Annotated in this window: 20 protein-coding genes; 13 read left to right on the top strand and 7 right to left on the bottom strand. The window is 45.6% G+C overall.

Annotated elements, in window-relative coordinates:
• Positions 1–71: 71 nt before the first annotated feature.
• The gene (locus MJ770_RS13280; RefSeq protein ID WP_256448836.1) at positions 72–518 is read left to right on the top strand and encodes a very short patch repair endonuclease; all 447 of its coding nucleotides are present in this window, start codon (positions 72–74) and stop codon (positions 516–518) included.
• Here MJ770_RS13280 and MJ770_RS13275 read toward each other — a convergent pair.
• The 3 genes from MJ770_RS13275 to MJ770_RS13265 form a co-directional block, all read right to left on the bottom strand.
• On the bottom strand, positions 493–858 hold the full coding sequence (locus MJ770_RS13275) for a hypothetical protein (RefSeq protein ID WP_239255221.1): 366 nt from the start codon (positions 856–858) through the stop codon (positions 493–495). The two genes, MJ770_RS13280 and MJ770_RS13275, sit on opposite strands and share 26 nt — an antisense overlap.
• A gap of 54 nt (positions 859–912) precedes the next feature.
• Positions 913–1,230, bottom strand: coding sequence for a hypothetical protein (locus MJ770_RS13270; RefSeq protein ID WP_239255219.1), 318 nt, complete (start codon positions 1,228–1,230; stop codon positions 913–915).
• A gap of 714 nt (positions 1,231–1,944) precedes the next feature.
• Positions 1,945–3,366, bottom strand: a complete 1,422-nt coding sequence (locus MJ770_RS13265; RefSeq protein WP_239255217.1) for an aminotransferase-like domain-containing protein — start codon at positions 3,364–3,366, stop codon at positions 1,945–1,947.
• Positions 3,367–3,545: 179 nt separating this feature from the next.
• On the opposite strand from MJ770_RS13265, the gene MJ770_RS13260 reads away from it, so the two are divergent.
• The 8 genes from MJ770_RS13260 (at position 3,546) to MJ770_RS13225 (ending at position 12,035) form a co-directional block, all read left to right on the top strand.
• A complete protein-coding gene (locus tag MJ770_RS13260; protein WP_239255215.1) occupies positions 3,546–3,980 on the top strand; it encodes a hypothetical protein in 435 nt (144 codons plus the stop codon).
• 756 nt (positions 3,981–4,736) lie between these two features.
• Positions 4,737–4,961 (top strand): hypothetical protein, encoded by a 225-nt coding sequence (locus MJ770_RS13255; RefSeq protein WP_239255213.1) that lies wholly within the window; start codon positions 4,737–4,739, stop codon positions 4,959–4,961.
• 232 nt (positions 4,962–5,193) lie between these two features.
• Positions 5,194–6,297, top strand: a complete 1,104-nt coding sequence (gene tgt, locus MJ770_RS13250; protein WP_239255211.1) for a tRNA guanosine(34) transglycosylase Tgt — start codon at positions 5,194–5,196, stop codon at positions 6,295–6,297.
• A 36-nt stretch (positions 6,298–6,333) separates the two neighbouring features.
• Positions 6,334–6,657, top strand: a complete 324-nt coding sequence (gene yajC / locus MJ770_RS13245; protein WP_239255210.1) for a preprotein translocase subunit YajC — start codon at positions 6,334–6,336, stop codon at positions 6,655–6,657.
• A 9-nt stretch (positions 6,658–6,666) separates the two neighbouring features.
• Complete coding sequence (gene secD / locus MJ770_RS13240) at positions 6,667–8,478, top strand: protein translocase subunit SecD (RefSeq protein ID WP_239255209.1); 1,812 nt, start codon at positions 6,667–6,669, stop codon at positions 8,476–8,478.
• A gap of 16 nt (positions 8,479–8,494) precedes the next feature.
• Positions 8,495–9,424, top strand: coding sequence for a protein translocase subunit SecF (gene secF, locus MJ770_RS13235; RefSeq protein WP_239255208.1), 930 nt, complete (start codon positions 8,495–8,497; stop codon positions 9,422–9,424).
• 3 nt (positions 9,425–9,427) lie between these two features.
• Positions 9,428–10,072 carry a DedA family protein gene (locus MJ770_RS13230; protein WP_239255207.1) on the top strand — a complete coding sequence of 215 codons (645 nt, stop codon included), beginning with the start codon at positions 9,428–9,430 and terminating at the stop codon, positions 10,070–10,072.
• Between the two features lie 55 nt (positions 10,073–10,127).
• Positions 10,128–12,035 (top strand): diguanylate cyclase, encoded by a 1,908-nt coding sequence (locus tag MJ770_RS13225; protein ID WP_239255206.1) that lies wholly within the window; start codon positions 10,128–10,130, stop codon positions 12,033–12,035.
• A 492-nt stretch (positions 12,036–12,527) separates the two neighbouring features.
• Here the strand turns inward: MJ770_RS13225 and clpA are convergent, their stop codons facing one another.
• On the bottom strand, positions 12,528–14,780 hold the full coding sequence (clpA, locus tag MJ770_RS13220) for an ATP-dependent Clp protease ATP-binding subunit ClpA (protein WP_239255199.1): 2,253 nt from the start codon (positions 14,778–14,780) through the stop codon (positions 12,528–12,530).
• A gap of 2 nt (positions 14,781–14,782) precedes the next feature.
• On the bottom strand, positions 14,783–15,091 hold the full coding sequence (gene clpS, locus MJ770_RS13215; RefSeq protein WP_239255197.1) for an ATP-dependent Clp protease adapter ClpS: 309 nt from the start codon (positions 15,089–15,091) through the stop codon (positions 14,783–14,785).
• Positions 15,092–15,324: 233 nt separating this feature from the next.
• Between clpS and MJ770_RS13210 the strand changes: the two genes are divergently transcribed.
• Positions 15,325–15,528: a cold-shock protein gene (locus MJ770_RS13210; RefSeq protein WP_239233936.1), complete on the top strand. Its 204-nt coding sequence runs from the start codon at positions 15,325–15,327 to the stop codon at positions 15,526–15,528.
• A 181-nt stretch (positions 15,529–15,709) separates the two neighbouring features.
• On the opposite strand, the gene MJ770_RS13205 is transcribed toward MJ770_RS13210, so the two are convergent.
• Together MJ770_RS13205 and icd are read right to left on the bottom strand one after the other, a co-directional pair.
• On the bottom strand, positions 15,710–19,003 hold the full coding sequence (locus tag MJ770_RS13205; protein ID WP_239255195.1) for a DEAD/DEAH box helicase: 3,294 nt from the start codon (positions 19,001–19,003) through the stop codon (positions 15,710–15,712).
• 165 nt (positions 19,004–19,168) lie between these two features.
• Positions 19,169–20,422, bottom strand: coding sequence for an NADP-dependent isocitrate dehydrogenase (icd, locus tag MJ770_RS13200; RefSeq protein WP_239255193.1), 1,254 nt, complete (start codon positions 20,420–20,422; stop codon positions 19,169–19,171).
• 65 nt (positions 20,423–20,487) lie between these two features.
• Between icd and MJ770_RS13195 the strand changes: the two genes are divergently transcribed.
• From MJ770_RS13195 to MJ770_RS13185, 3 genes are read left to right on the top strand one after another with little or no spacing between them, the layout of a single operon-like run.
• Entirely contained in the window at positions 20,488–21,030 is a 543-nt protein-coding gene (locus tag MJ770_RS13195) for a pseudouridine synthase (protein ID WP_239255191.1), read from the top strand.
• Positions 21,031–21,061: 31 nt separating this feature from the next.
• On the top strand, positions 21,062–21,325 hold the full coding sequence (locus MJ770_RS13190) for an FmdB family zinc ribbon protein (RefSeq protein WP_239255189.1): 264 nt from the start codon (positions 21,062–21,064) through the stop codon (positions 21,323–21,325).
• Positions 21,322–21,930, top strand: a complete 609-nt coding sequence (locus MJ770_RS13185; RefSeq protein ID WP_239255187.1) for a DUF502 domain-containing protein — start codon at positions 21,322–21,324, stop codon at positions 21,928–21,930. Before MJ770_RS13190 ends, MJ770_RS13185 begins: the two co-directional genes overlap by 4 nt.
• Positions 21,931–21,955: the final 25 nt, after the last annotated feature.

The raw sequence follows: 21,955 nt of genomic DNA, 5'->3' as shown, positions 1-21,955 counted from the left end.
GAATTGGAGTGGTCTGAGGCATACTTTTGTTAGTAATATGGAGCTGAAATTTACAGAGATTAACTGGACTAGTGGATATAGTCGATAAACAAACGCGATCTCGTATGATGTCGGGGATCAAAGGTAAGGATACGCAGCCTGAAATGAAAGTGCGACGTTTCCTTCATGGGAGAGGATTTCGTTATCGTCTGCATGAAAAATCTTTGCCAGGCTCCCCAGATATTTGTCTGCCCCGTTATCGCGTGGTGATTTTTGTACATGGGTGCTTCTGGCATAGGCATGAAGGATGCAGCCTGAGCTATGTCCCCGCGAGCAACCAAGACCGCTGGCTGGCAAAATTCCAGAAAAATATTGAACGTGATCACAAATATATTGAGGCGGTTATACAGGAGGGCTGGCGTGTGATTGTTTTGTGGGAATGTGGATTACGGAGCAATGAAACTGAACGGCTGGATTGGTTGCCAGATGAAATCAAGCGAGATAATGGAGCAGTCAGGGTTGAGTGGCCGCAACAGTAATAGGTACGAACTGAGATTCAATTCCTCCTGATTCTACTTCTCGTGCGCCCCGAATCAGCGCTGGCCATACGGTATCGTTTCTGATATTCGCACCATATACTTTTTCATCGAGTGGATACTCATTTAATAACCACGCCAGGAATCCCCGCTTGCCAATTATGACTTTGCCACCGTCTTTGCCGCGTGAGAACCTGCCATTTCTACCTGGATAGCGAAAAATCTTATCGCCATCCTCGTTGAGTTGAGACTCATTCCAATCAGGCAGGATTTCGCCAATGTCATTAATACCTGTTCCTTTGATGATAGCGTTGAATGCTATGCCAACAGCCGTCTTGCTCAACGAGGATACCAGCACAGAACGTTCATCAATCTCCTTAGCATTGGGTTTGGAACATTAAATTGGTGAGTGCTGAGCAAGTTTCTGAATGCCGCTGTCTTTAATCCAGCGGTCAATTGCATCTTGAGAAGCATTCAGGTAGTTCATCAGATCGTCCGGCATGCCTTCATTTTCATCACGCCCACCGAAGTGATCTAATAAGGATTGCATTACATCATCCTCACAGAATCCACCATAGCAATTAGCATCCATGTAATCGTGAAGAGCTGAAAATGAGGGGCAATCTGTGGGCACTCGTCCGGCTTTTATGTCCTCAATAATTTCTTTTTTCATTCGTTCGATGGATACATCAAGTGTTGGGGCGACAGCAGTCATTTCATTGCTCCTCAGTTTTGTCCAGGATAGCACAATTCTTTTGACGATCCAATTGCATGCTTTGAACCATTCGAATTATGTTGAATCACCTGTTCACTTTGCATTCTAAAGGATGATATAAAGCGGACCTTCCTGCACGCTGATTCGGCTGCCTATTCAGAAAGTTGCCATAGACCGGAATGGCCGAAAATGGGCTTCGTCTGCAAGCTTCATGATGAGACGGTGTGTGTCGTATGCTGTCTTTCACTAACATCAATTTTTGTGCTTCGGTTCACTGATAACCTGCCCCTCAATTGCAGCAGATTATCATCCTGATTTATTGCCTAGGAATCAGGGGAACTATACCTGTAACCAATCGCTCCCTAAGATACATTTCAAAAAATACTCGACAAGTTTTTGGTGTTCGCAATTGGTCCATTGCGGACTACCGAGTTGGTGATTGTTTATCCAAGGCTCTTGCAAGCTTATACCAAAGGGCACCTCTAAAAATTCAATTTTTGTCACAATGCTGCATTACTCTAAAAGATAAGTATCTTGTATATCAACCATATGCCGCGCTCAAATTTTTTGCTCGCGCCTTGCATAGCGACGGGGTAAGCAAGCAAGCTGCGAAGCGGCTGCTCGCAAAATTTAATTTTTAGAGGCACCCTTTAGTCCCTTTCATTTATCGTTTAAGTAGCTCCAATTTCAACTCAGCTCGCCACCTGAAATCACCTACAAAAGCGGCGTTTCAGTATTGAAACCTCCACCTTTAAAAAACTCAAACGTTGCATCGTCGCCGCAATGTGCTACGTTAAACCTGAACCAAGGTGAAGATTCCTGGTGTGGCCGGAACATGTTTCCGGGAGCGAGCATGATTCCTTCTATTGCAGCGAGGCTTGCAATTTCAGCCGCGTTGCTTTCGTCATTCAGTTTTGCCCAAACAAACATACCGCCTTCTGGTTCGCAATATATTGTAAAGCCGAGGTTTTCAAGTTTTGTAATTGTGGTTTGTCGCGCCAGCTGCAATTTTGCTCGAAGCTTATCCAGATGCTTTCGGTAATGGCCGTCAGTCAAAAGTTGATACATTAATCGCTCACTCACTTCTGAAGTGGTAAGGCCTGTCAAAAGCTTAACATCACAGAGGTTCTCTGCAATTTCTCGGTTACATGCGAAATATCCAACACGCAGACTTGCAGAGACTGATTTCGAGAAACTGCTTACGTAGATAACTCGATTGAGTTGGTCAAGCGTGGCAAGGCGAGTCGCCATCGTAGGGTGGAAATCGCCGTATATATCATCCTCAACCAGAATCATGTCGTATTTTTCGGCCAGCTGAAGCATGCGATGAGCGACGGGCTGGCTAATACTGGCGCCGGTAGGATTGTGCAAAATTGTATTCGTAAAAAAAAGCTTGGGATGATGTTCCTTGATCAGCGTTTCCATCGCACTGGTATCAGGGCCGTCATTATTCCAAGGCACCCCGACGATTTTCGCACCAAATGATTTCAGTCCTCCAAACAGAATAAAGTATCCCGGATCATCGACTAACACAGTGTCACCAGGCCGTACAAAGAATCGAGTTACCAGGTCCATCGCATGCGTCACACCTGTGGTCAGGATGATTTGCGATGTATCTGCAACAACACCGATCGTAGATAGTTTTCTTTGAAGTAGATCCCTCAAGGGTAAGTAACCGCCCGGCGTACCATAAGCGGTAAGAAACTCCCCATCTTTAAGTGACAGTGCCCTCAAACTTTTTTTGATGCCTGTTTCTACCATCCATGAGGCTGGAAGCCACCATGCTCCGGGCATCGTTTTGCTAGCTCGATCTTTTAGCGAATTCCTTAGCAGCCAAACGACATCTATTACGCTATCGAGTTTGTATGCGGCTTCAGATAAATCACGAGGTGTTGGTCGAGATGAAACATAAAAACCAGAACCTTGCCTCGAATGCAGATATCCCATCGCGACTAATTTGTCATAAGCCTGGACAACAGTGAAGCGGCTTACGCCGTGGTATTGAGCGAATTTCCGTATCGAAGTCATACGTGAGCCCGGTCGCATTACCTTGTCATCTATCATTTTTTGGATGGCATTGGCGATCTGTTCAATCAACGGTGACGGATCGTTTGAATCTAAATTTAATATTGGCATGGTTATTGGACCAGTACAGGTTGGTTAAATATGCAAGTAACTGTACCTGTATTGTCAGGTTATTGTCTAGTAATGTATGCACTAAGAGATAAGGTTGGATATAAATATCTCTAAAGCAATTAACTACTATTGAATAACTTTAAAGTGGCAAGTGGCTTTATTAATAAGGAGTAGTGAAAATGAATTCTCGATACGCCAAAGGATTTATTGCTGTGCTTGCTGGCTCGGTGTTGATTTATTTGGGAGATAAGGCGCTGGGGGTCAATATCGAAGTATTTACTGGCATCTCCACATTTAATTTTGCGTGGATGTTAGATGTATTTTTGGTCCCATTCATTGCAGGATTCTTGGTCTCCTGGATTTTTGGCCTAGGTGGAAAATGGTTGGCCTGCTTACCCCCGCTGATTGTACGTTGCACCAGCTTTGTCTATTTAACCTACTTCGAAAACTCTTCTGCAGATGTCGATATGTTTTTCCTGGTTCCCCTGTCGTACTGGGGACCTTGTCTCATTCTGGTAGTGGAAGCTGCCAATTTTGGAGGGATTATCGGTGAGGTTGTTAAAGGCGTTTATCGTCGTCCGAGTAAGGAAAATAATGTAGTTGTACATAGTTAGGTCTAATTGATAAGTCATGAGAAAGGAGAAATAGCCATGCTGAAATCATTCTTACTATATTTTGTATGTTCGATTATAGCCATCAATCTAAGCGCTTTCACATTAGCACTGCAGATGGGTTTAATTGACACTTCGATTGTCTTTAAAACTGTTTCGTGGATATTAACTATAAGCGCATGGTATTTGGTATTCATGTACCGTAATCGATAGTATCGAAGGTCAACTGGAAATAGTAGACGCCAACGCGTTAATCGTTTGGGTTCTTGCCTGGACCGCACTATGCCTGGCAACGGGTATTGTAGGCATGGCGTTACTACGCCAGTATTTGCTGAAGAGGCAGGCATGTTGCCTACATGCAAGAACAGTTGAATGAAATTGCTTGAGGTTGAATACATTTCCAAGAAAACTGCTCAAATTTCAATCACCGGTAGCTGTTTATAACGAGCACCTACTGAAATGAAGCTCGTTATATCGACGAATAAACATTAACTGCTGGGGTTGCTGCTTGAGCCCGCTGGTATATCATTACTTCTATATTTCGCAATGGCTTTCAGGGCACCTCCAAAATCCAAACTTCGTCACAATACCGCGTTTCTCAAATAAATTATCACCTGCAAATCAAAATATATGCTGCGTTTAATTTTTGACTCGCGTCTTGTTTTGCCTTAACGAGGTAAGCAAGCTGCGAAGCGGTTGCTCGCAAAATTGAAATTATAGTGGTGCCTTTATAATTAAAATTTCAATGCATTTACGTTTATGGGTGTTGGTGCAACTGCGGGGAAGTGGCTTGGGTCTGATATGATTATCAATCGCGATAATATGGAGTATAGAATTGCGCTTGGTGCTTTACTGTATTGGCTGATCAGCTTTTGGATTGCTGGCCTTAGAAATCGTTACGGGAACGTTTCCATGCTTATAGGTGGAACCTTTAAATTGGCGCAAAGTAATGCAACGCTAGGATTATGGAATGTAATGTTGTAGATATGGGGCTATGGCAGCGGCGGCGAAGAGTGTTGGTATGACGCAGACGTAGGAGCTGTATTGGCCATGAGAATGGTTGCAGGATGTTGTATGGTTTATGCGAGTTAATTTAAGGCACCTCTAAATATCAAACTTTACAATCAGCTGCTCGTAATGTTAGATATTTAGAGGTGCCTTGTAATCCCTGAGTCATTTTCAAAGTAGTGGTAATTGCGACTAAGGGAGATTTTTGATGGATTTTTGTTTGAAAACCACTGACGGTTTTGCGCGTCGTGGGACCCTTTCTTTAGCTCATGGTATTGTTGAAACGCCCGCTTTTATGCCAGTCGGCACTTATGGCACGGTAAAGGCAATGTCGCCTCTGGAGTTAAGAGAAATTGGCGCCCAGATTGTGCTGGGCAATACTTTTCATCTATGGCTTCGTCCGGGCCTTGATGTTATTGAGGCGCATGGCGGCTTGCATGGCTTTATGGGATGGGATGGGCCGATTTTAACTGATTCGGGTGGATTTCAGGTGTTCAGTTTGGGCGCGTTGCGCAAGATTACCGAGGAGGGTGTGACGTTTCAATCTCCAGTGAATGGTGATAAATGTTTTCTGATGCCGGAGGAATCTATACGAATTCAGAAAGTGTTGAATTCCGATATCGTGATGATTTTTGATGAGTGTACACCTTATCCAGCGGATGAAAATCAAGCGGCTGATTCTATGCGCCTCAGCTTGCGCTGGGCGGAGCGTTCTAAACGTGCGCACGAAGGCAATACCAATGCACTCTTTGGTATTGTGCAGGGTGGCATGTTCGAAAATCTACGCGATGAGTCGTTACGTGAGCTGGTAAATATTGGTTTTGACGGCTTTGCCATAGGTGGGTTGTCGGTGGGAGAGCCGAAAGAAGACATGCTGCGCATTCTGAGGCATACCTCGCCGCAGTTGCCCAGAGATAAGCCGCGATACCTGATGGGCGTAGGTACACCTGAAGATTTGGTGGATGCAGTCGCACATGGTATAGATATGTTCGATTGTGTGATGCCCACACGCAATGCGCGAAATGGTATGCTTTTTACCCGTCACGGCAATATTAAGATTAAGAACGCCAAATATCGCCTCGATATTCAACCGATTGATAAGCAATGTGGTTGTTATACTTGTCGTAATTTTACTCGTGCTTATTTGCACCACTTACACCGCATCGGTGAGATACTTGGTTCGCGCCTTAACACTATTCACAATTTGTATTATTACCAAGAGTTGATGAGTGAAATTCGCGCCGCTATAACCAGCCACCAGTTCGACCAGTTCGTTGCCCAGTTTCGGCAAGCCCGTGACAGTTCGTGCTAAAATCCGCCGCTTCGAATTTTAACTGGAAAAAGTGTCATGTTGATTAGCAACGCTTATGCTCAAACCGCTACGGCTCCATCCGGATCTGGATTCCTGGAATTTTTGCCTATAATCGCAGTAATTGTAGTGTTCTATTTTCTTCTGCTGCGTCCACAACAGAAACGTGCCAAGGAACAAAAGGCCATGCTGATTGCGCTGCAAAAAGGTGATGAAATCGTCACAATTGGCGGAGAATTGGGTCGAATAACCAAGGTTGGAGAGGATTATTTAAGCGTGGAAATCGCTGAGAACGTTACGGTTCAAATTCAGAAAAGTGCAGTTCAAACCGTGCTACCCAAAGGCACAATTAAATCGATTTAAGGTACTGCAATGAACCGTTATCCGCTGTGGAAATACCTGCTTGTTCTCTTCGTAGTTATTAGTGGCCTAGTTTATACCTTACCTAATTTTTATGGTGAATCTCCTGCTGTACAGGTGTTGCCCATACGCGCCAATTTAAAGGCAGATGATGCATTGTTGAAACAGGTTGATGCAGCACTTAAAGCGGCAAACCTGAATGCAGAAGGGGGCATGCTGGATCCTACTAGCGTTAAAGTTCGCTTTGAGAATACCGATGTTCAACTTAAAGCCAAAGACATTCTTCAGGCAAAGCTGGGCGATGACTACATGGTTGCCCTCAATCTTCAGTCACGCTCGCCGCAGTGGTTAACCGCTATACATGCACGGCCTATGTATCTTGGGTTGGACTTGCGTGGGGGGGTTCATTTCTTGCTGCAGATCGATATGCAGGGTGCGCTGGATAAAGCGTTGGAAGCCGCTTCTGGCGATATCAGGAGCACCCTCCGTGAAGAAAATATTGCCTATTCTGGTGTTAACCGTGACGGCAAATTGGTTACGATTAAATTCCGCGATGCGGAAACGCGCAGCAAAGGTGAGGGTGAACTCAAACAACGTTTTGCTGGTTTAGATTTCAATGACAAGGATGAGGGTAACGAGATTCTTTTGCGTGCCACCTTGAAGCCAGTAGAAGAAAAACGTATTCAGGATTTTGCAGTGCAGCAGAATTTGGTTACTTTACGTAATCGTATCAATGAATTGGGTGTGGCAGAACCGGTAATTCAGCAGCAGGGTTTAGATCGAATTGTGGTGCAGCTCCCTGGTGTGCTGGATACTGCACACGCGAAAGATATTCTTGGCCGCACCGCGACACTTGAAGTGCGTCTGGTGGATGATGAACGTCAGTTCAGCGAGGGTTCTAGTCCGCCGTTTGGTACCGAGATGTTCAAGGATCGGGATGGTTCTATACTGCTGGTAAAGAAAAACGTGATTCTCACTGGTGAGCGCATCAATGATGCGCAAGCGGGATTTGACAGTACCAACAATGAGCCAGCAGTGCATATCAATCTGGATAGCGTGGGTACGCGTAAGTTTAAAGAAGCGACACGCGAGAATGTTGGTAAGCGTATGGCTATAGTGCTATTTGAAAAAGGTAAAGGCGAAGTAGTAACTGCTCCAGTGATTCGTGAGGAAATTGGCGGTGGCCGCGTGCAAATTAGCGGACAGATGAACACCAAAGAAGCTAACGATATATCGTTGTTGCTGCGCGCTGGTGCACTAGCAGCACCGATGGAAATCATCGAAGAGCGCACAGTTGGCCCCAGTCTTGGCGCGGATAATATTGATCGTGGGTTTCGTTCAACGCAGATCGGTTTTGTCGCCATTGCGATTTTTATGATTGCCTATTACCTGTTGTTTGGTGCTGTTTCCGTTCTGGCATTAGCCGCTAACTTATTATTGCTGGTGGCATTGTTGTCCATGTTGCAAGCCACGCTGACCTTACCTGGTATGGCTGGCATCGCGCTGACGCTGGGCATGGCGATTGATGCTAACGTTTTGATCAATGAGCGCATTCGAGAGGAGCTGCGAAATGGAAATTCACCACAAGCATCCATCCATGCCGGATATGAACAAGCGTTCCGTACCATACTTGATTCCAATATCACCACTTTGATCGCAGGTCTGGCGCTGTTTATGTTTGGCTCCGGTGCGGTACGCGGTTTCGCTGTTGTATTGTGTTTAGGAATTCTTACTTCGATGTTCAGTGCGATGATGATATCGCGTGCACTGGTAAACCTGATGTACGGGCGTAAGCTACGGTTGACCAAGATCTCCATCGGTTAAGTATAAAGAGGCAAAAATGGAATTTTTCAGCTTTAAACGCAACATCCCGTTCATGAGCTATGGGCGGTATACCACCACAATTTCTCTGGCGACATTTATTCTGGCGGTATTTTTTATCGCAACCAAGGGGTTGAATTTCGGTGTGGATTTTACCGGTGGAACGGTGATGGAAGTGCATTATGCTGAGGCTGCTGACTTAAACAATGTGCGTGAGCAACTGTCTGATATGGGTTTGCAAGATGCATTGGTGCAGAATTTTGGTTCTAGCCATGATGTGCTGCTACAGGTATCTCTTAAGCAAAATACAGTGGGTGCGAATCTGAGCGAGCTGATTCTCAGTAAGTTGCAGGAACAGGATCCTAGTGTGGAAATGCGCCGTGTTGACTTTGTCGGGCCGCAAGTAGGCAAAGAGTTAGTGGAGAATGGTGCGCTTGCGTTGTTGCTGGTTTCCATTGGCATCTCGTGCTACCTTTGGCTGCGATTCGAGTGGAAGTTCGGCGTTGCCGCGATAGTCGCCAATTTGCATGACGTAGTAATTATCATTGGCTTTTTTGCATTCTTTCAGTGGGATTTCTCACTCACTGTTCTGGCTGCGCTGTTAGCTGTGCTGGGTTATTCGGTAAATGAATCAGTGGTGGTGTTTGATCGTATTCGGGAAAACTTTCGTAAGATGCGCAAGACGGAGGTACCCGAAATAATCGACAACGCGATTACGCGCACTATGTCGCGAACTATCATTACCCACCTCTCTACCCAGATGATGGTGACAGCGATGCTGTTTCTGGGTGGAGAAGCGTTGCATTATTTTGCGCTGGCGTTGACCATTGGCATTCTATTCAGTATTTATTCCTCGGTGTTGGTGGCCAGTCCTTTGCTACTTCTGATGGGCGTTTCGCGCGAGGATTTCATTAAGCCAGAAAAAGTAACTGAAGAAGCTTTACCCTAGATCGTGGAACTACTTACCTCTTTTATAGATATTGTCCTGCATCTGGATGTTCACCTATTAGCAATTATGCAGTCATATGGCATGTGGATTTATGCCATCCTGTTTCTGATTATTTTCAGCGAAACTGGGCTAGTGGTCATGCCATTCCTACCGGGAGATTCGTTGTTGTTCGTGGTAGGTGCGCTGTGTGGGGCTGGCGCGTTGGAACTCGAGCTGATAATGCCATTGCTTATGGTTGCATCATTTTCAGGTGATAACACCAACTACTGGATCGGTCGGTTGGTAGGTATGCGTTTAGTTAGGCGGGCCAATTCGCGTATCCTCAAACATGAACATTTAGAGAAAACGCAGGTGTTTTACGAGAAATACGGAGGCAAGGCAATACTGTTTGCTCGCTTTTTGCCCATCGTACGAACATTTGCACCATTCGTAGCCGGTATTGGTTTGATGCGCTATCGCATGTTTATGTTGTGCAGCGCGTTAGGCAGTATTGCGTGGATTAGCCTATTTACATTAGGAGGTTATTTTTTAGGCAATATTCCAGTGGTGAAAGATAATTTGACCTTGATGGTTCTCATTGTCATTATAATTTCATTACTGCCAGCATTGCGCCAATTCATTCGCCATCGTCGAGCTTATAGTGCGTAAGCTGAAAATATTGCATTGGAAGTTATATTTGGCCAGATTAATAGTGAATTAAACTATGGTTAACGCTGTCTTTGAAACACTCAAGGCAAAAAATCAGTTGCCATCTCCTAAAGGTTTAGCGCTGAAAATAATTCAGCTTACCTTGAAAGAAGATGTAACAACTCGGGAGATTGCACACGCGTTAAAAACCGACCCGGCATTGTCAGGTCGGTTAATCAAGATGGCCAATGTGCTTATGTCCTACCAGACAAGACCTATTGTATCTATAGCAGATGCGGTCATGTCATTAGGTTTGAGTATTGTACGTAATATGGTGTTGGGTTTGTCGCTAGTAGAAGGGGGCCGCGATGGAGCCTGCCAAAAATTTGATTACCAAAATTTTTGGTCGCAATCCTTGTTGACAGCAATTGCTGCTAAAAACTTTGTAGAAGGTCGTAGCATGGGCGCTACGGAGGAAATATTTATACTAGGCTTACTGAGTCAAGTTGGCTCCCTGGGTCTAGCAACAGCATACCCTCAAGAGTATTCTCATATTCTTGAAAAGGCCAGAGCGGTAGACTCCGGTACTTCATTAATCGATCTTGAACGTACTGAATTCGGGCTGGATCACAATCAGCTTACTAAAGAGATGTTAGCGGACTGGGGTCTGCCACAATCATTCCAGCTGGCCGTTTTACATCACGAAAATCCAGCTCTATCTGATCTTACCGAAGGCAATCGCCACTGGCATATTCTGAATATCTTACATATCGCAAATTATCTTTCCAAAACGTGTCTATCGCATGGGCAACAACGGCACGAAATGGTGCCAAAATTGATTAGAACCGCTGCCAGGCTGGGTTTGGAGGTGGATGTCTTTACTGAGTTATGCGATAGGACGGTGCAAGAATGGCGTGAATGGAGCAAATTGTTCGGCATTCGTTCGACAGAGATACCCCTTTTCAAGGAGATGTTGCAAAACGCACCGCCATCCGAGCTGGAAACGTTGGATGATGGGGTGCCAGAGATTAGTCTCGGGGCAAGCTATGCATTGCGAATTCTGGTAGTGGAGGATGATTATGCAACGACATCGGTTTTGAAACGATTGCTGACCAAGGCTGGACATGCAGTTGCTACTGCAGAAAATGGAGTCGAAGCGGTAAGTATGCTCGATAAATTCATACCTCAACTTATCATTACAGACTGGCACATGCCTAAAATGAATGGCATCGAATTTTGTAAGGCGCTTAGAAGTAATGAGTTATGGCGAAATGTCACTGTATTCGTCATGATGAATCAAGAAAGTTCGGATAGGATTGAAGAAATATTTGAGGTTGGAGCCTCCGACTACTTAATCAAACCTGTTAATTCGAAAGCGCTAGGTGCGAGGTTGTTTGCTATTCAGCGCATGGTTCAGTTACAGGATGAACGGGAGCTTGATTATAAGCAGTTACGTGTAGTAGCAGCGCAGTTGGCGGCATCAAACCAAAGGTTACAACAAATGGCGCTTACTGATGTACTTACAAGCTTGCCCAATCGTCGTCATGCGAATGACCATCTTGAGCAACAGTGGGCAATGGCAGAACGCAGTGGCCGTCCGTTTTCTTGCATGATGGTAGATGTAGATTTCTTTAAGAAGGTTAACGATACTTATGGCCACAAAGTAGGGGATGATGTGCTGAAACAGGTGGCGCAAATTTTACGTGTATCTGCACGCAAACAGGATATGGTGTGCCGCTTTGGTGGAGAAGAGTTTTTAGTGATTTGTCCAGACGCACAAACGGACCAGATCTATCAGTATGCAGAAAGACTACGCCTGAATGTAGCTGCGAAAGTTATTCACTTGGATACAAAAGTCACTGTTAGCATTGGGGTGGCCAGTAAATCTCCAGCATTGTTAAATGCTGAAATGTTATTGCAACTTGCTGATAAGCGGTTGTATAAAGCTAAAGAAATAGGGCGTAACTGCACTGTTTGGAATTAATCTTTTCCCTGCGACTTGCAAAAAATTAGTCCAATCGTTGGAAGGATAATTGCTAGCTTCTTTTAGTTACGCGAACATAGTATTGATTAAATCTTCAAGAAAGCGTCAGTTCAAATATCTGTAGGACACCTCTAAAAATCGCAATTTAGCGAGTAGCTGCTTTGTAGCTTGCCTGCGTTGCGTCACAATACTGCGTTACTCGAAAAAAATTTATTTCCTGCATATCAACTATATGCGGGGCTATAATTTATAACTCGTGCCTGATTTTGCATAAAAAAGGAATTTTTAGAGGCGCTTTGTACTTTAATATCCTGCATATCGGCAATATCGAATATTTTCCTGCCAATTCTGATTAATCGCACACTCACTAATGTTTCTTAAGTGGGGGGTACGAATTACTACACCGCCACTCAATATGAGTTATATAGTACAAAATACTGTGACGGTGTTTGGCGTATTAATGAATTGTTAAGGTGAAGTAAGGAAATTAAATTAAGCAACAGCCACTTCTTCAGTAAACTCTAGTTGCACCTTATCGTCCTTATCTACCGTGACGATCACTTTGCCGCCATTAGATAGCTTCCCAAACAATAATTCGTCTGCTAGTGCGCTACGTATGGTGTCTTGAATCAAACGCGCCATCGGGCGGGCGCCCATTAGCGGATCGAAGCCGTCTTTGGCGAGGAAATCTTTGAGTGCATCGGTGAAGATGACTTCAACTTTTTTCTCGTGTAGTTGTCCCTCGAGCTGCATCAAGAACTTGTCTACAACGCGTAAAATGACTTCTTTATTCAATGCTGCGAAGGAAATAGTAGCGTCCAATCGGTTACGGAATTCTGGGGTGAATAGCCGCTTGATTTCGGCCGCTTCGTCTCCGCTCACTCCGCTCTTGGTGAAACCTATTTGTACCTTGCTTAAGGCATCGGCACCCGCATTGGTGGTCATAATAATAACCACATTTCGGAAATCCGCTTTGCGCCCGTTGTTGTCAGTGAGAGTACCGTGATCCATCACTTGTAGAAGAATATTAAATATATCCGGATGCGCCTTCTCGATTTCGTCTAGTAGCAACACACAATGAGGCTGCTTGTTGATTGCTTCGGTGAGTAAGCCGCCCTGATCGAAACCAACATAGCCCGGTGGCGCCCCAATAAGGCGGGACACGGCATGTCGTTCCATATATTCAGACATGTCAAAGCGGTGAAGTGGCATGCCCATTGAAAAGGCAAGTTGACGGGCTACTTCGGTTTTGCCCACACCGGTAGGGCCAGAAAATAAAAAGCTGCCAATCGGTTTTTGAGGATTGCCCAAGCCACTCCGAGACATTTTCATGGCACGTGCTAGCACGTCAATGGCGGCATCTTGGCCGAACACTACGGTCTTGAGGTCGCGATCTAGTGTTTTCAACAGATTGCGATCATCAGAAGAAACGGTACGTGAGGGTACGCGCGCAATCTTGGCAATGATTTCCTCGATTTCATTCTTGCCGATAAGCTTTTTCTGCTTTGATTTTGGCAATATGCGTTGTGCAGCACCCGCTTCATCTATCACGTCAATTGCTTTGTCAGGAAGATGCCTGTCATTGATAAAACGCGCTGAAAGCTCGGCCGCACTGGTGAGTGCAGCGGAGCTGTATTTGATACCGTGATGAATTTCGAAGCGAGACTTTAACCCTTTAAGAATCTCAACAGTCTGCTCAACTGATGGCTCTGACACATCCACTTTTTGGAAACGGCGCGATAGCGCATGATCTTTCTCGAAAATGCCGCGATATTCTTGATAGGTAGTAGCGCCAATACACTTAAGCGAGCCATTTGAAAGTGCTGGCTTGAGTAAGCTGGAAGCATCCATGGTGCCACCCGAGGCTGCGCCTGCTCCTATTAGGGTATGTATTTCGTCGATAAACAGAATGGCATGAGGCTCATCGGCTAATTCTTTGAGTACTGCCTTCAAACGTTGCTCAAAGTCACCGCGATATTTAGTGCCAGCCAGTAGTGCACCCATGTCTAAAGAATAGATATGAGCATTTTTGAGAATTTCCGGAACGTTGTTTTCATTGATCCGGCGCGCTAAGCCTTCGGCGATAGCCGTTTTGCCTACACCAGCCTCACCGACTAGTAGTGGATTGTTTTTACGACGGCGGCACAAGGTTTGAATAACTCGCGTCAACTCGGTTTCTCGTCCGATTAGTGGATCGATTTTCCCATCCAATGCTTGGGCGTTGAGATCAATCGTATAGTCGAACAGGGCGCTCTTCTGGTTTGGCTCTTGCTCCATTTCAGTATCTGCTGATTTCTGGGTACTTGATTGATCCGTTTTTTCGATTCCATGGGCAATATAGTTTGCGACATCCAGCCTGGCGATGGCGCGTTGATTCAGGAAAAATACAGCATGGGAATCTTTTTCACTAAACAAAGCAACCAGAATGTTGGCGCCGGAAACTTCTTTTTTGTTAGATGATTGCACGTGTAAGATGGCACGTTGGATGACTCGCTGGAAGCCGACAGTGGGCTGTGTGTCTACTTCGCTGGTACCGGGCGCGATTGGTGTATGGGTAGTAATAAAGTCGGTTAATACTGCGCGCAACTCTTCAATATCTGCCCCGCAAGCGCGCAATACGTGTGCCGCAGAAGAGTTATCCAGCATAGCAAGTAGCAGGTGCTCCACCGTGATAAATTGGAAGCGTTTCTGACGTGCTTCTACGAATGCCAAGTGTAGGCTAATTTCAAGTTCTTGCGCGATCATAATTAGGTTTCCTCTGAGTCACATCGTAGCGGATGTCCGTGCTGTTTGGCAAATGCCGATACCTGTGCCACCTTCGTTTCTGCAATATCTTTAGTATACACACCACATATTGCCAATCCTTCATGGTGTACTTTGAGCATCAATTGAATGGCGCGTTCTCGGTTCATCGAAAAAAATGTTTGCAAAACTTCGATGACAAAATCCATTGTTGTGTATTCATCGTTAAATAACAGTACTTTATATGGTTTTGGCGGTTTAATCTTACTCCGCTCTGGTTTCAGTATAGATGTGTTTTCATATTTGGTTGCCATAGTTGTAATTGTTACATTTATGTATAACGTTATGTTCGGTGATTCATGAGGTTTTTTCAAGTACTTCTGAAAATATAGTGCATAAGTCTTGACGAAATCGTCCAAATAAGAGTAAAAAGTGCATGGGTGTTTGAATGCAAGTTACCTACAGTACTGGTTTTGCCATGTACGATCTTTGAATTCAAACAGTTTTAACGGGAATCCTCCCGGTTTTTTAGTTAAGGAAGTATGACATGGCGAACGGTACAGTAAAATGGTTCAATGACGCAAAAGGATATGGTTTTATAACTCCGGATGATGGTAGCGAAGATTTATTCGCACATTTTTCCGCAATTACTATGAGTGGCTTTAAGTCTCTTAAAGAAGGCCAACAAGTTACTTTTGATATTGTTCAAGGTCCTAAAGGTAAGCAGGCTGCCAATATTCAGGCTCCTTAAGTTAGGTTCTTGATTTGAAAAAAGCTCGCTTAAGCGGGCTTTTTTCATTAATTTCAATTGCCTGATAAGATCTATGGTGAAGCACAAAGCCTATAGTTTTCCCATCAAATAGTGTGATTTGTCACACTTGTGAGGTCCTGAATTCGGATGCTCTGCTCAATCTATTTGATGGTTGACTCTTTTATGTTTGCAACGGCTCGAATAGCATTGCTAGTTCTTCTGTGGAAAGAGGAGCAACAGCTTCTCCGTTTTCATCGAGAATGCTTTGCGCCAAGACACGTTTCTTTCCTTGCATTGCAACAATTTTTTCTTCCACCGTGCTTTCAGTTATCAGCTTATAGACGAAAACTGGGTTTTCTTGGCCTATGCGATGGGCGCGGTCAGTAGCCTGATTTTCTACAGCAGGGTTCCACCACGGATCGTAATGAATTACGGTGTCAGCGGTGGTGAGGTTCAGCCCTACACCGCCCGCTTTGAGACTGATCAGGAAAATTGGGACCTCTCCATTTTGGAAACGTTTTACGGGTGTGGCGCGATCGCGAGTGTTCCCGGTAAGTTTGACATAGGGCAAATTAAATTTAACAAGTTCTAATTCAATTAATGCCAGCATAGACGTAAATTGAGAGAACAACAGAATGCTTCGTCCCTCTTCGACCATATCTGGCAGTAAGGACATTAGGAGCTCCAATTTTGCAGAATGTGTTACCTGCTTAGCAGCAGGCAATTTAAGCAGCCTTGGGTCGCAACAGGTTTGACGTAATTTAAGCAGTGCGTCAAGAATAATAATATGACTGCGACTCATGCCCTTCATATCAATTTCCATGCGAATTTTTTCGTGCATGGCGACTCGGATAGTTTCGTATAAGTCGCGCTGAGCGCCGGATAGTGCGCAGGAGCGAATTATTTCTGTTTTAGGTGGTAATTCTTTGGCTACTTGTGCTTTAGTGCGGCGCAGTAGAAATGGGGCGATGCGGCGTGAAAGTGCAGCGCGTCGGCTGTTATCACCTTGTTTTTCGATGGGCGTGCGGAACAACTTACGAAACTTTTTATCATTGCCCAATAATCCTGGTAGTAAAAAATGAAACAGCGACCACAATTCACCTAGGTGATTTTCCAAGGGCGTGCCAGTTAGCGCAAGTCTGTGGCGCGCTTTGAGCTGATGAACAATCTGAGTGGCTTGCGACTTTGGATTTTTTATAATATGAGCTTCATCAAGGATTAGCAAATGAAACTCTTGCCCAATCAACACCTCTTTGTCGCGTGGTAGTAAGGGATAGGTGGTGAGCACCAAGTCATAAGCCCCGATAAATTCGAAATGTTGCTTGCGCAATTGTCCCTGCAATACCAATACGCGTAAATCTGGCGCAAAACGCTCTGTCTCCCGCAGCCAGTTGAACATCAGGCTGGTGGGTGCGACTACCAGGCTAGGAAGGTTCATACGACCGGATTCTTTTTCTACCAGAAGATGGGCTAACGCTTGCACGGTTTTACCTAGCCCCATATCGTCGGCCAGAATGCCGGCCAGTTCATATTCGCGCAGAAACTGCAGCCAGTTAAGCCCTTCTTGTTGATAACCTCTCAAATCGGTCTTCAAGCCAGTAGGCGCTGCAACCGGCTGAATCCCATTGAAGTCGCGTAATTTGCGTCCTAATTCACGTAAACGCTCGCCGCCCAACCAGCGCAAACCCGCAATTTCTTGCATCTCTGCCAGGCGACCCGCCTGAACCGAAGACAACTCGATTCGCTGCAAATTATGCGCTGCATCCTTATCGAAAAGCTCCACCAGTACAGACAGAATATTTTGTATACGGGGAATCGGTAACGTCACCAAACGTCCATCAGCAAGACGTGCTACGAGCGGTATGTTTTCGGCGCTAAGCTGCGCTAGTGCCTGAGTGCTCATTTGTTCTGGAAACTGACGAATCAAATCCAGCAATATGGGTAGCAAGTTGACAGGTAGCCCATCTACCTGAATGTCCAGCGCCAGGCTGAACCAGTCGTTGTTCTCAGCCTCCTCACTGATAGTTGCGGTCCAGTCTTCAATTTCTGCGAAACGAAAATTAAAACTTGATTCCATTTCGATTTGCCAGCCAAATTCTCGCAGATCAGGCAGATTGACAAGGCAAAAATTGATCCACTCTTTGTCATCCCCGCCCAGAATAAAAGAACCATTGTGTTTTTTATGTAATTCGGAAAAAATCGATAAATCAACAAAAAAAAACCCCAAGCTGGTGAGCTCGGCTAAATAATTCTCTTCGGCGGTGACATCACGGTCGATGCGCAATAATTCATCACCACTACGCAGTGCTATTGACTTCTCGAGTGACATGGCGTCAATTCGCACGCCACCATAATCGAATTCAAGGCGCACCAAGTCGAGTGTTTTCGGCTCATCGTCATGGTCATCTTTAGCGTAGAACGAGCCCAAAAAAGGCGGCGGATTTAATGCTACTGTATAAAATCGTAAACACGGAGCAGGGTGTCGGTCGTTTACCTTTCTTTCTTGCAGCACCAGCGGCAGCTGAAGCTTTATACCAGGCAGATTTCGTGTTAATTCCTTGCCGATATGGCCAGCCAGTGCTGATGGAATCGTTGGTGCAGTAACCAGAGCGTAAGCAATTTCGTCTGGCAAGCCGATATCCAATTCGCCACAGACCAATTCGGTTTCATTGACATACCAAGGGGGGGAAAACGGTAGCACCAGTGACGGTGGTGTTGTTTCAATCTGTAGCCGCTGGTTGCCTTGCGTGTCAATGGTCCAGGCAGGTTGCGTGACGTATTTTTCACCAAGCGACAGTGGGATGGAGTCAGGTGTTTCCCAGAAGCACCTGCGGGTGGCGACCATTTCCTTCATCCACCGAGCACCCTGTGCACCAATTAAATAGCCGCCCGTATCACGCAACAAATTTAATGCAGTGATGATTTCTTGATCTCGTTCGGTAAAATAGTATGGCGTCGCGCCGATAACGATATTAGCTATGGAATTATGAAGGGTTTTTTTCCCATACCCCCCAGCCTTTAGCAATCTGGCAGTAAAAAATGTTACCTCCACTCCCGCAGGCTTGCTATCATTTAATTTTATGACATACAGCAAACGCTGCAACACGTTCCCTGGCAAGGTATCGCGGCCTAGTGTCGGTATGGCTGCGCGCGACACGTCGTCTAGCCAGTTGGAAATTTCATCTGATAAGCTCGTAACATTTGGTGATGTATCGTCAGCTGGCGCAGGAACTACAAGCGGGGATTCAGCTTGAGCTTTGAGCAGTGTTGCTACAACATGCTTGCAGTTGTAGTTTACTGGGCAGCTGCATCTCCCGTTGACAAGCACATGTTCTCCCGGCTGCGCTTGCAGAAAGATATTGACGTGATAGTGATTATTGTTTGATCCTGCGACAATTGCGGTAACCAAGTCGCCATTTCGGCTAATATCTAGTGCCGAAATTTTTTTTTCAAGATAGTATTGGCGCCCACGCATTAGATATGCAGGCGGAAAAACTGAGCCTATGTCAACGGATGAAACGAGAGAGTGCACTTTTATTCTGGAACCTTAAAGTTAAAAACACCGTTTTCAGCTGATTGATTTTAGAGGGTAACTTGCCAAGATGCCCGCTTGATCCTTTCCCAATCAGCTTACTGTAAGTTACATGCTTTTAACTATTGCTTGACCGAATGCAGAGCACGATATTTGTTGTGCCCCTTGGGTCAGCCGTGCGAAATCATAGGTGACAGTCTTGGCGGCAATTGCCCCATTCATGCCCTTGATGATTAGATCGGCGGCTTCGGGCCAACCTATATGGCGCAGCATCATCTCTGCTGAGAGAACCAATGAACCAGGATTTACGAAATCTTTGCCAGCATATTTCGGTGCAGTACCGTGAGTAGCTTCAAATATGGCAATGCTATCAGACAGGTTCGCGCCCGGAGCGATACCAATACCACCGACTTCAGCCGCTAGTGCATCAGATATATAGTCGCCGTTGAGATTCAAGGTGGCAATAACGTCAGATTCTGAAGGTTCCAATAAAATTTGTTGTAAAAAAGCATCGGCAATTACGTCTTTAATGATGATACCTCCACCGCCATATTTTTCAGGCAGTTTCAGCCACGGCCCACCGTCGATTTCTACCCCACCGAATTCTCGTTTGGCGAGTTCGTAGCCCCATTTCTTGAAGCCGCCTTCTGTAAACTTCATGATGTTGCCCTTATGCACCAGGGTGACGGACTTGCGCTTATGATCTATAGCGTACTGGATGGCGCGACGAATTAAACGTTCACTGCCTTCGATAGACACCGGCTTGATGCCGATAGCAGAAGTTTCTGGAAAACGAATTTTCGTCACGCCCATTTCATCGTGTAAGAATTTGATGATTTTTTTTGCTTCAGGCGATCCAGCTTCCCATTCGATACCAGAATAAATGTCTTCAGTGTTTTCACGGAAAATCACCATATCTACTTTCTCTGGAGATATCACTGGAGTAGGAACACCTTTGAACCATCTAATTGGACGTAAGCATACATACAGGTCGAGTTGCTGACGCAACGCCACATTGAGTGAGCGCATGCCGCCGGAAGTAGGGGTGGTGAGTGGGCCTTTAATGGACACAACATGGTTGCGCACTGCTTCTACTGTTTCATCGGGCAACCATGTATCGTTGCCATAGACATTTACCGCTTTTTCACCGGCATATACTTCCATCCATGCGATTTGGCGTTTACCATCGTAGGCTTTGGAAACTGCCTCATCCACTACGCTTCGCATAACAGGGGTGATGTCCACGCCTATGCCATCACCCTCAATGAAGGGGATAATAGGCTGATCTGGCACGTTCAGTGTGCAGTCTTTGTTAACGGTAATTCTCTGGCCTTGAGGCGGCACTTTAATGTGTTGGGTCATGTGTTTTCTCTCCCCGATGAAGAGCTTGGGGTAATATGGATCGTTTTAGTAAGTGGGAAAGTCGGATGAGTCGCATCCTGTTGTTCAACAAACCTTATGGCGTGATCTGTCAGTTTAGCCGCGACGGCCTGCATCCAACGCTGGCTGATTATATCGCGGTTCCCGACTTCTATCCAGCGGGACGGCTGGACACAGACAGCGAAGGATTGCTATTGCTCACTGATGACGGTTTGCTGCAGCACCGCATTACTGATCCACTCTACAAGTTAGCCAAGGTTTATTGGGTGCAAGTGGAAGGCAAGCCAACCGAGACGGCTCTAGCGCAATTGCGGAGTGGGGTAAAACTGCCTGGCTTCGTAACTTTGCCTGCTAAAGCAAGGCTGATGGAAGTGCCGGCAAACTTATGGCAGCGCACTCCTCCTATCCGTAAGCGTAAAGATAAACCAACGAGTTGGCTGGAACTGATTATTCGCGAGGGTAAAAATCGTCAGGTACGCCGCATGACAGCCGCGGTAGGTTACCCTACCTTGCGCTTGATACGTTATCAGATTGGAGAGTGGACGGTGGATGGTTTGGACTCAGGCATCTGGCGTAAGGCTGCGGTATAATGCACGCCTTTTTGAATCCTAGGAGGAGGCCATGCCTATTTACGAATATCGTTGCAGCAGTTGTGGTGTGCAAAAAGATGTCTTACAAAAGATCAGCGATGCGCCGTTGACCATATGTGCTGCATGTGGCAAGCCTACATTCAGCAAACAACTTTCAGCTGCTGGCTTTCAACTCAAAGGAAGTGGCTGGTATGCTACGGATTTTAAGAATTCGGGCAGTAAGCCCGAAACTAAAGCAGAGCCAGCTGCTAAAACCGTTAATACTCCTACGCCGACTACGGGTGGCAACGGGTGAAAAAATATTTACTCACCGGACTATTGGTGTGGGTTCCGCTTGGCATTACCCTCTGGGTTCTAGATCTGATAATTAGCACGCTAGACCAGAGCTTGCTGCTATTGCCAGTAAATTGGTATCCAGAAAAACTCCTCGGTATTCACATTCCCGGTTTGGGCGTAATTCTCACCGTAGTGATTGTGCTAGGTACCGGTTTACTGGTGCATAATGTTCTAGGACAGCGTTTGTTGCGTTACTGGGAAGGTCTGTTACGACGCATTCCTGTAGTAAGTAGTATTTACCACAGCGTGAAACAGGTTAGCGATACGCTACTGTCCAGTAAAGGACTTGCTTTTCGTAAAGTGTTGCTAGTGCGGTATCCGCACCCCGAGGCATGGTCGTTGGCATTCCAGACTGCTATTCCGGGTGAGGTGACGCAACAACTTAAAGATGAGTATGTGGGGGTGTTTATTCCCACTGCGCCGAGCCCAGTAAACGGGTTTTATTTCTATGTGCGCCGTGCTGATACCATCGAGATCAACATTAGCGTGGATATGGCTCTGAAATCCATTATTTCAATGGGCGTAGTTGCCACCCCCGCTATGTCTTATCCGCCAAAAAATTAATACCTTCCCCCTGATTTATTTAGAT

This window comes from Candidatus Nitrotoga sp. M5, from assembly GCF_927904885.1.
Classification (GTDB): domain Bacteria; phylum Pseudomonadota; class Gammaproteobacteria; order Burkholderiales; family Gallionellaceae; genus Nitrotoga.
The sequence above is the reverse complement of the archived record's forward strand: the minus strand, read 5'-3'. Positions and strand labels throughout refer to the sequence as shown.

Coding starts and splice junctions, on each gene's coding strand:
- icd (WP_239255193.1), bottom strand. CDS start 20,422: ATGACCCAACACATTAAAGTGCCGCCTCAAGGCCAGAGAATTACCGTT.
- MJ770_RS13190 (WP_239255189.1), top strand. CDS start 21,062: ATGCCTATTTACGAATATCGTTGCAGCAGTTGTGGTGTGCAAAAAGAT.
- MJ770_RS13255 (WP_239255213.1), top strand. CDS start 4,737: ATGGGTGTTGGTGCAACTGCGGGGAAGTGGCTTGGGTCTGATATGATT.
- MJ770_RS13260 (WP_239255215.1), top strand. CDS start 3,546: ATGAATTCTCGATACGCCAAAGGATTTATTGCTGTGCTTGCTGGCTCG.
- MJ770_RS13265 (WP_239255217.1), bottom strand. CDS start 3,366: ATGCCAATATTAAATTTAGATTCAAACGATCCGTCACCGTTGATTGAA.
- secD (WP_239255209.1), top strand. CDS start 6,667: ATGAACCGTTATCCGCTGTGGAAATACCTGCTTGTTCTCTTCGTAGTT.
- tgt (WP_239255211.1), top strand. CDS start 5,194: ATGGATTTTTGTTTGAAAACCACTGACGGTTTTGCGCGTCGTGGGACC.
- MJ770_RS13270 (WP_239255219.1), bottom strand. CDS start 1,230: ATGACTGCTGTCGCCCCAACACTTGATGTATCCATCGAACGAATGAAA.
- MJ770_RS13205 (WP_239255195.1), bottom strand. CDS start 19,003: ATGCGTGGGCGCCAATACTATCTTGAAAAAAAAATTTCGGCACTAGAT.
- MJ770_RS13195 (WP_239255191.1), top strand. CDS start 20,488: ATGAGTCGCATCCTGTTGTTCAACAAACCTTATGGCGTGATCTGTCAG.
- yajC (WP_239255210.1), top strand. CDS start 6,334: ATGTTGATTAGCAACGCTTATGCTCAAACCGCTACGGCTCCATCCGGA.
- clpS (WP_239255197.1), bottom strand. CDS start 15,091: ATGGCAACCAAATATGAAAACACATCTATACTGAAACCAGAGCGGAGT.
- clpA (WP_239255199.1), bottom strand. CDS start 14,780: ATGATCGCGCAAGAACTTGAAATTAGCCTACACTTGGCATTCGTAGAA.
- MJ770_RS13210 (WP_239233936.1), top strand. CDS start 15,325: ATGGCGAACGGTACAGTAAAATGGTTCAATGACGCAAAAGGATATGGT.
- MJ770_RS13225 (WP_239255206.1), top strand. CDS start 10,128: ATGGTTAACGCTGTCTTTGAAACACTCAAGGCAAAAAATCAGTTGCCA.
- secF (WP_239255208.1), top strand. CDS start 8,495: ATGGAATTTTTCAGCTTTAAACGCAACATCCCGTTCATGAGCTATGGG.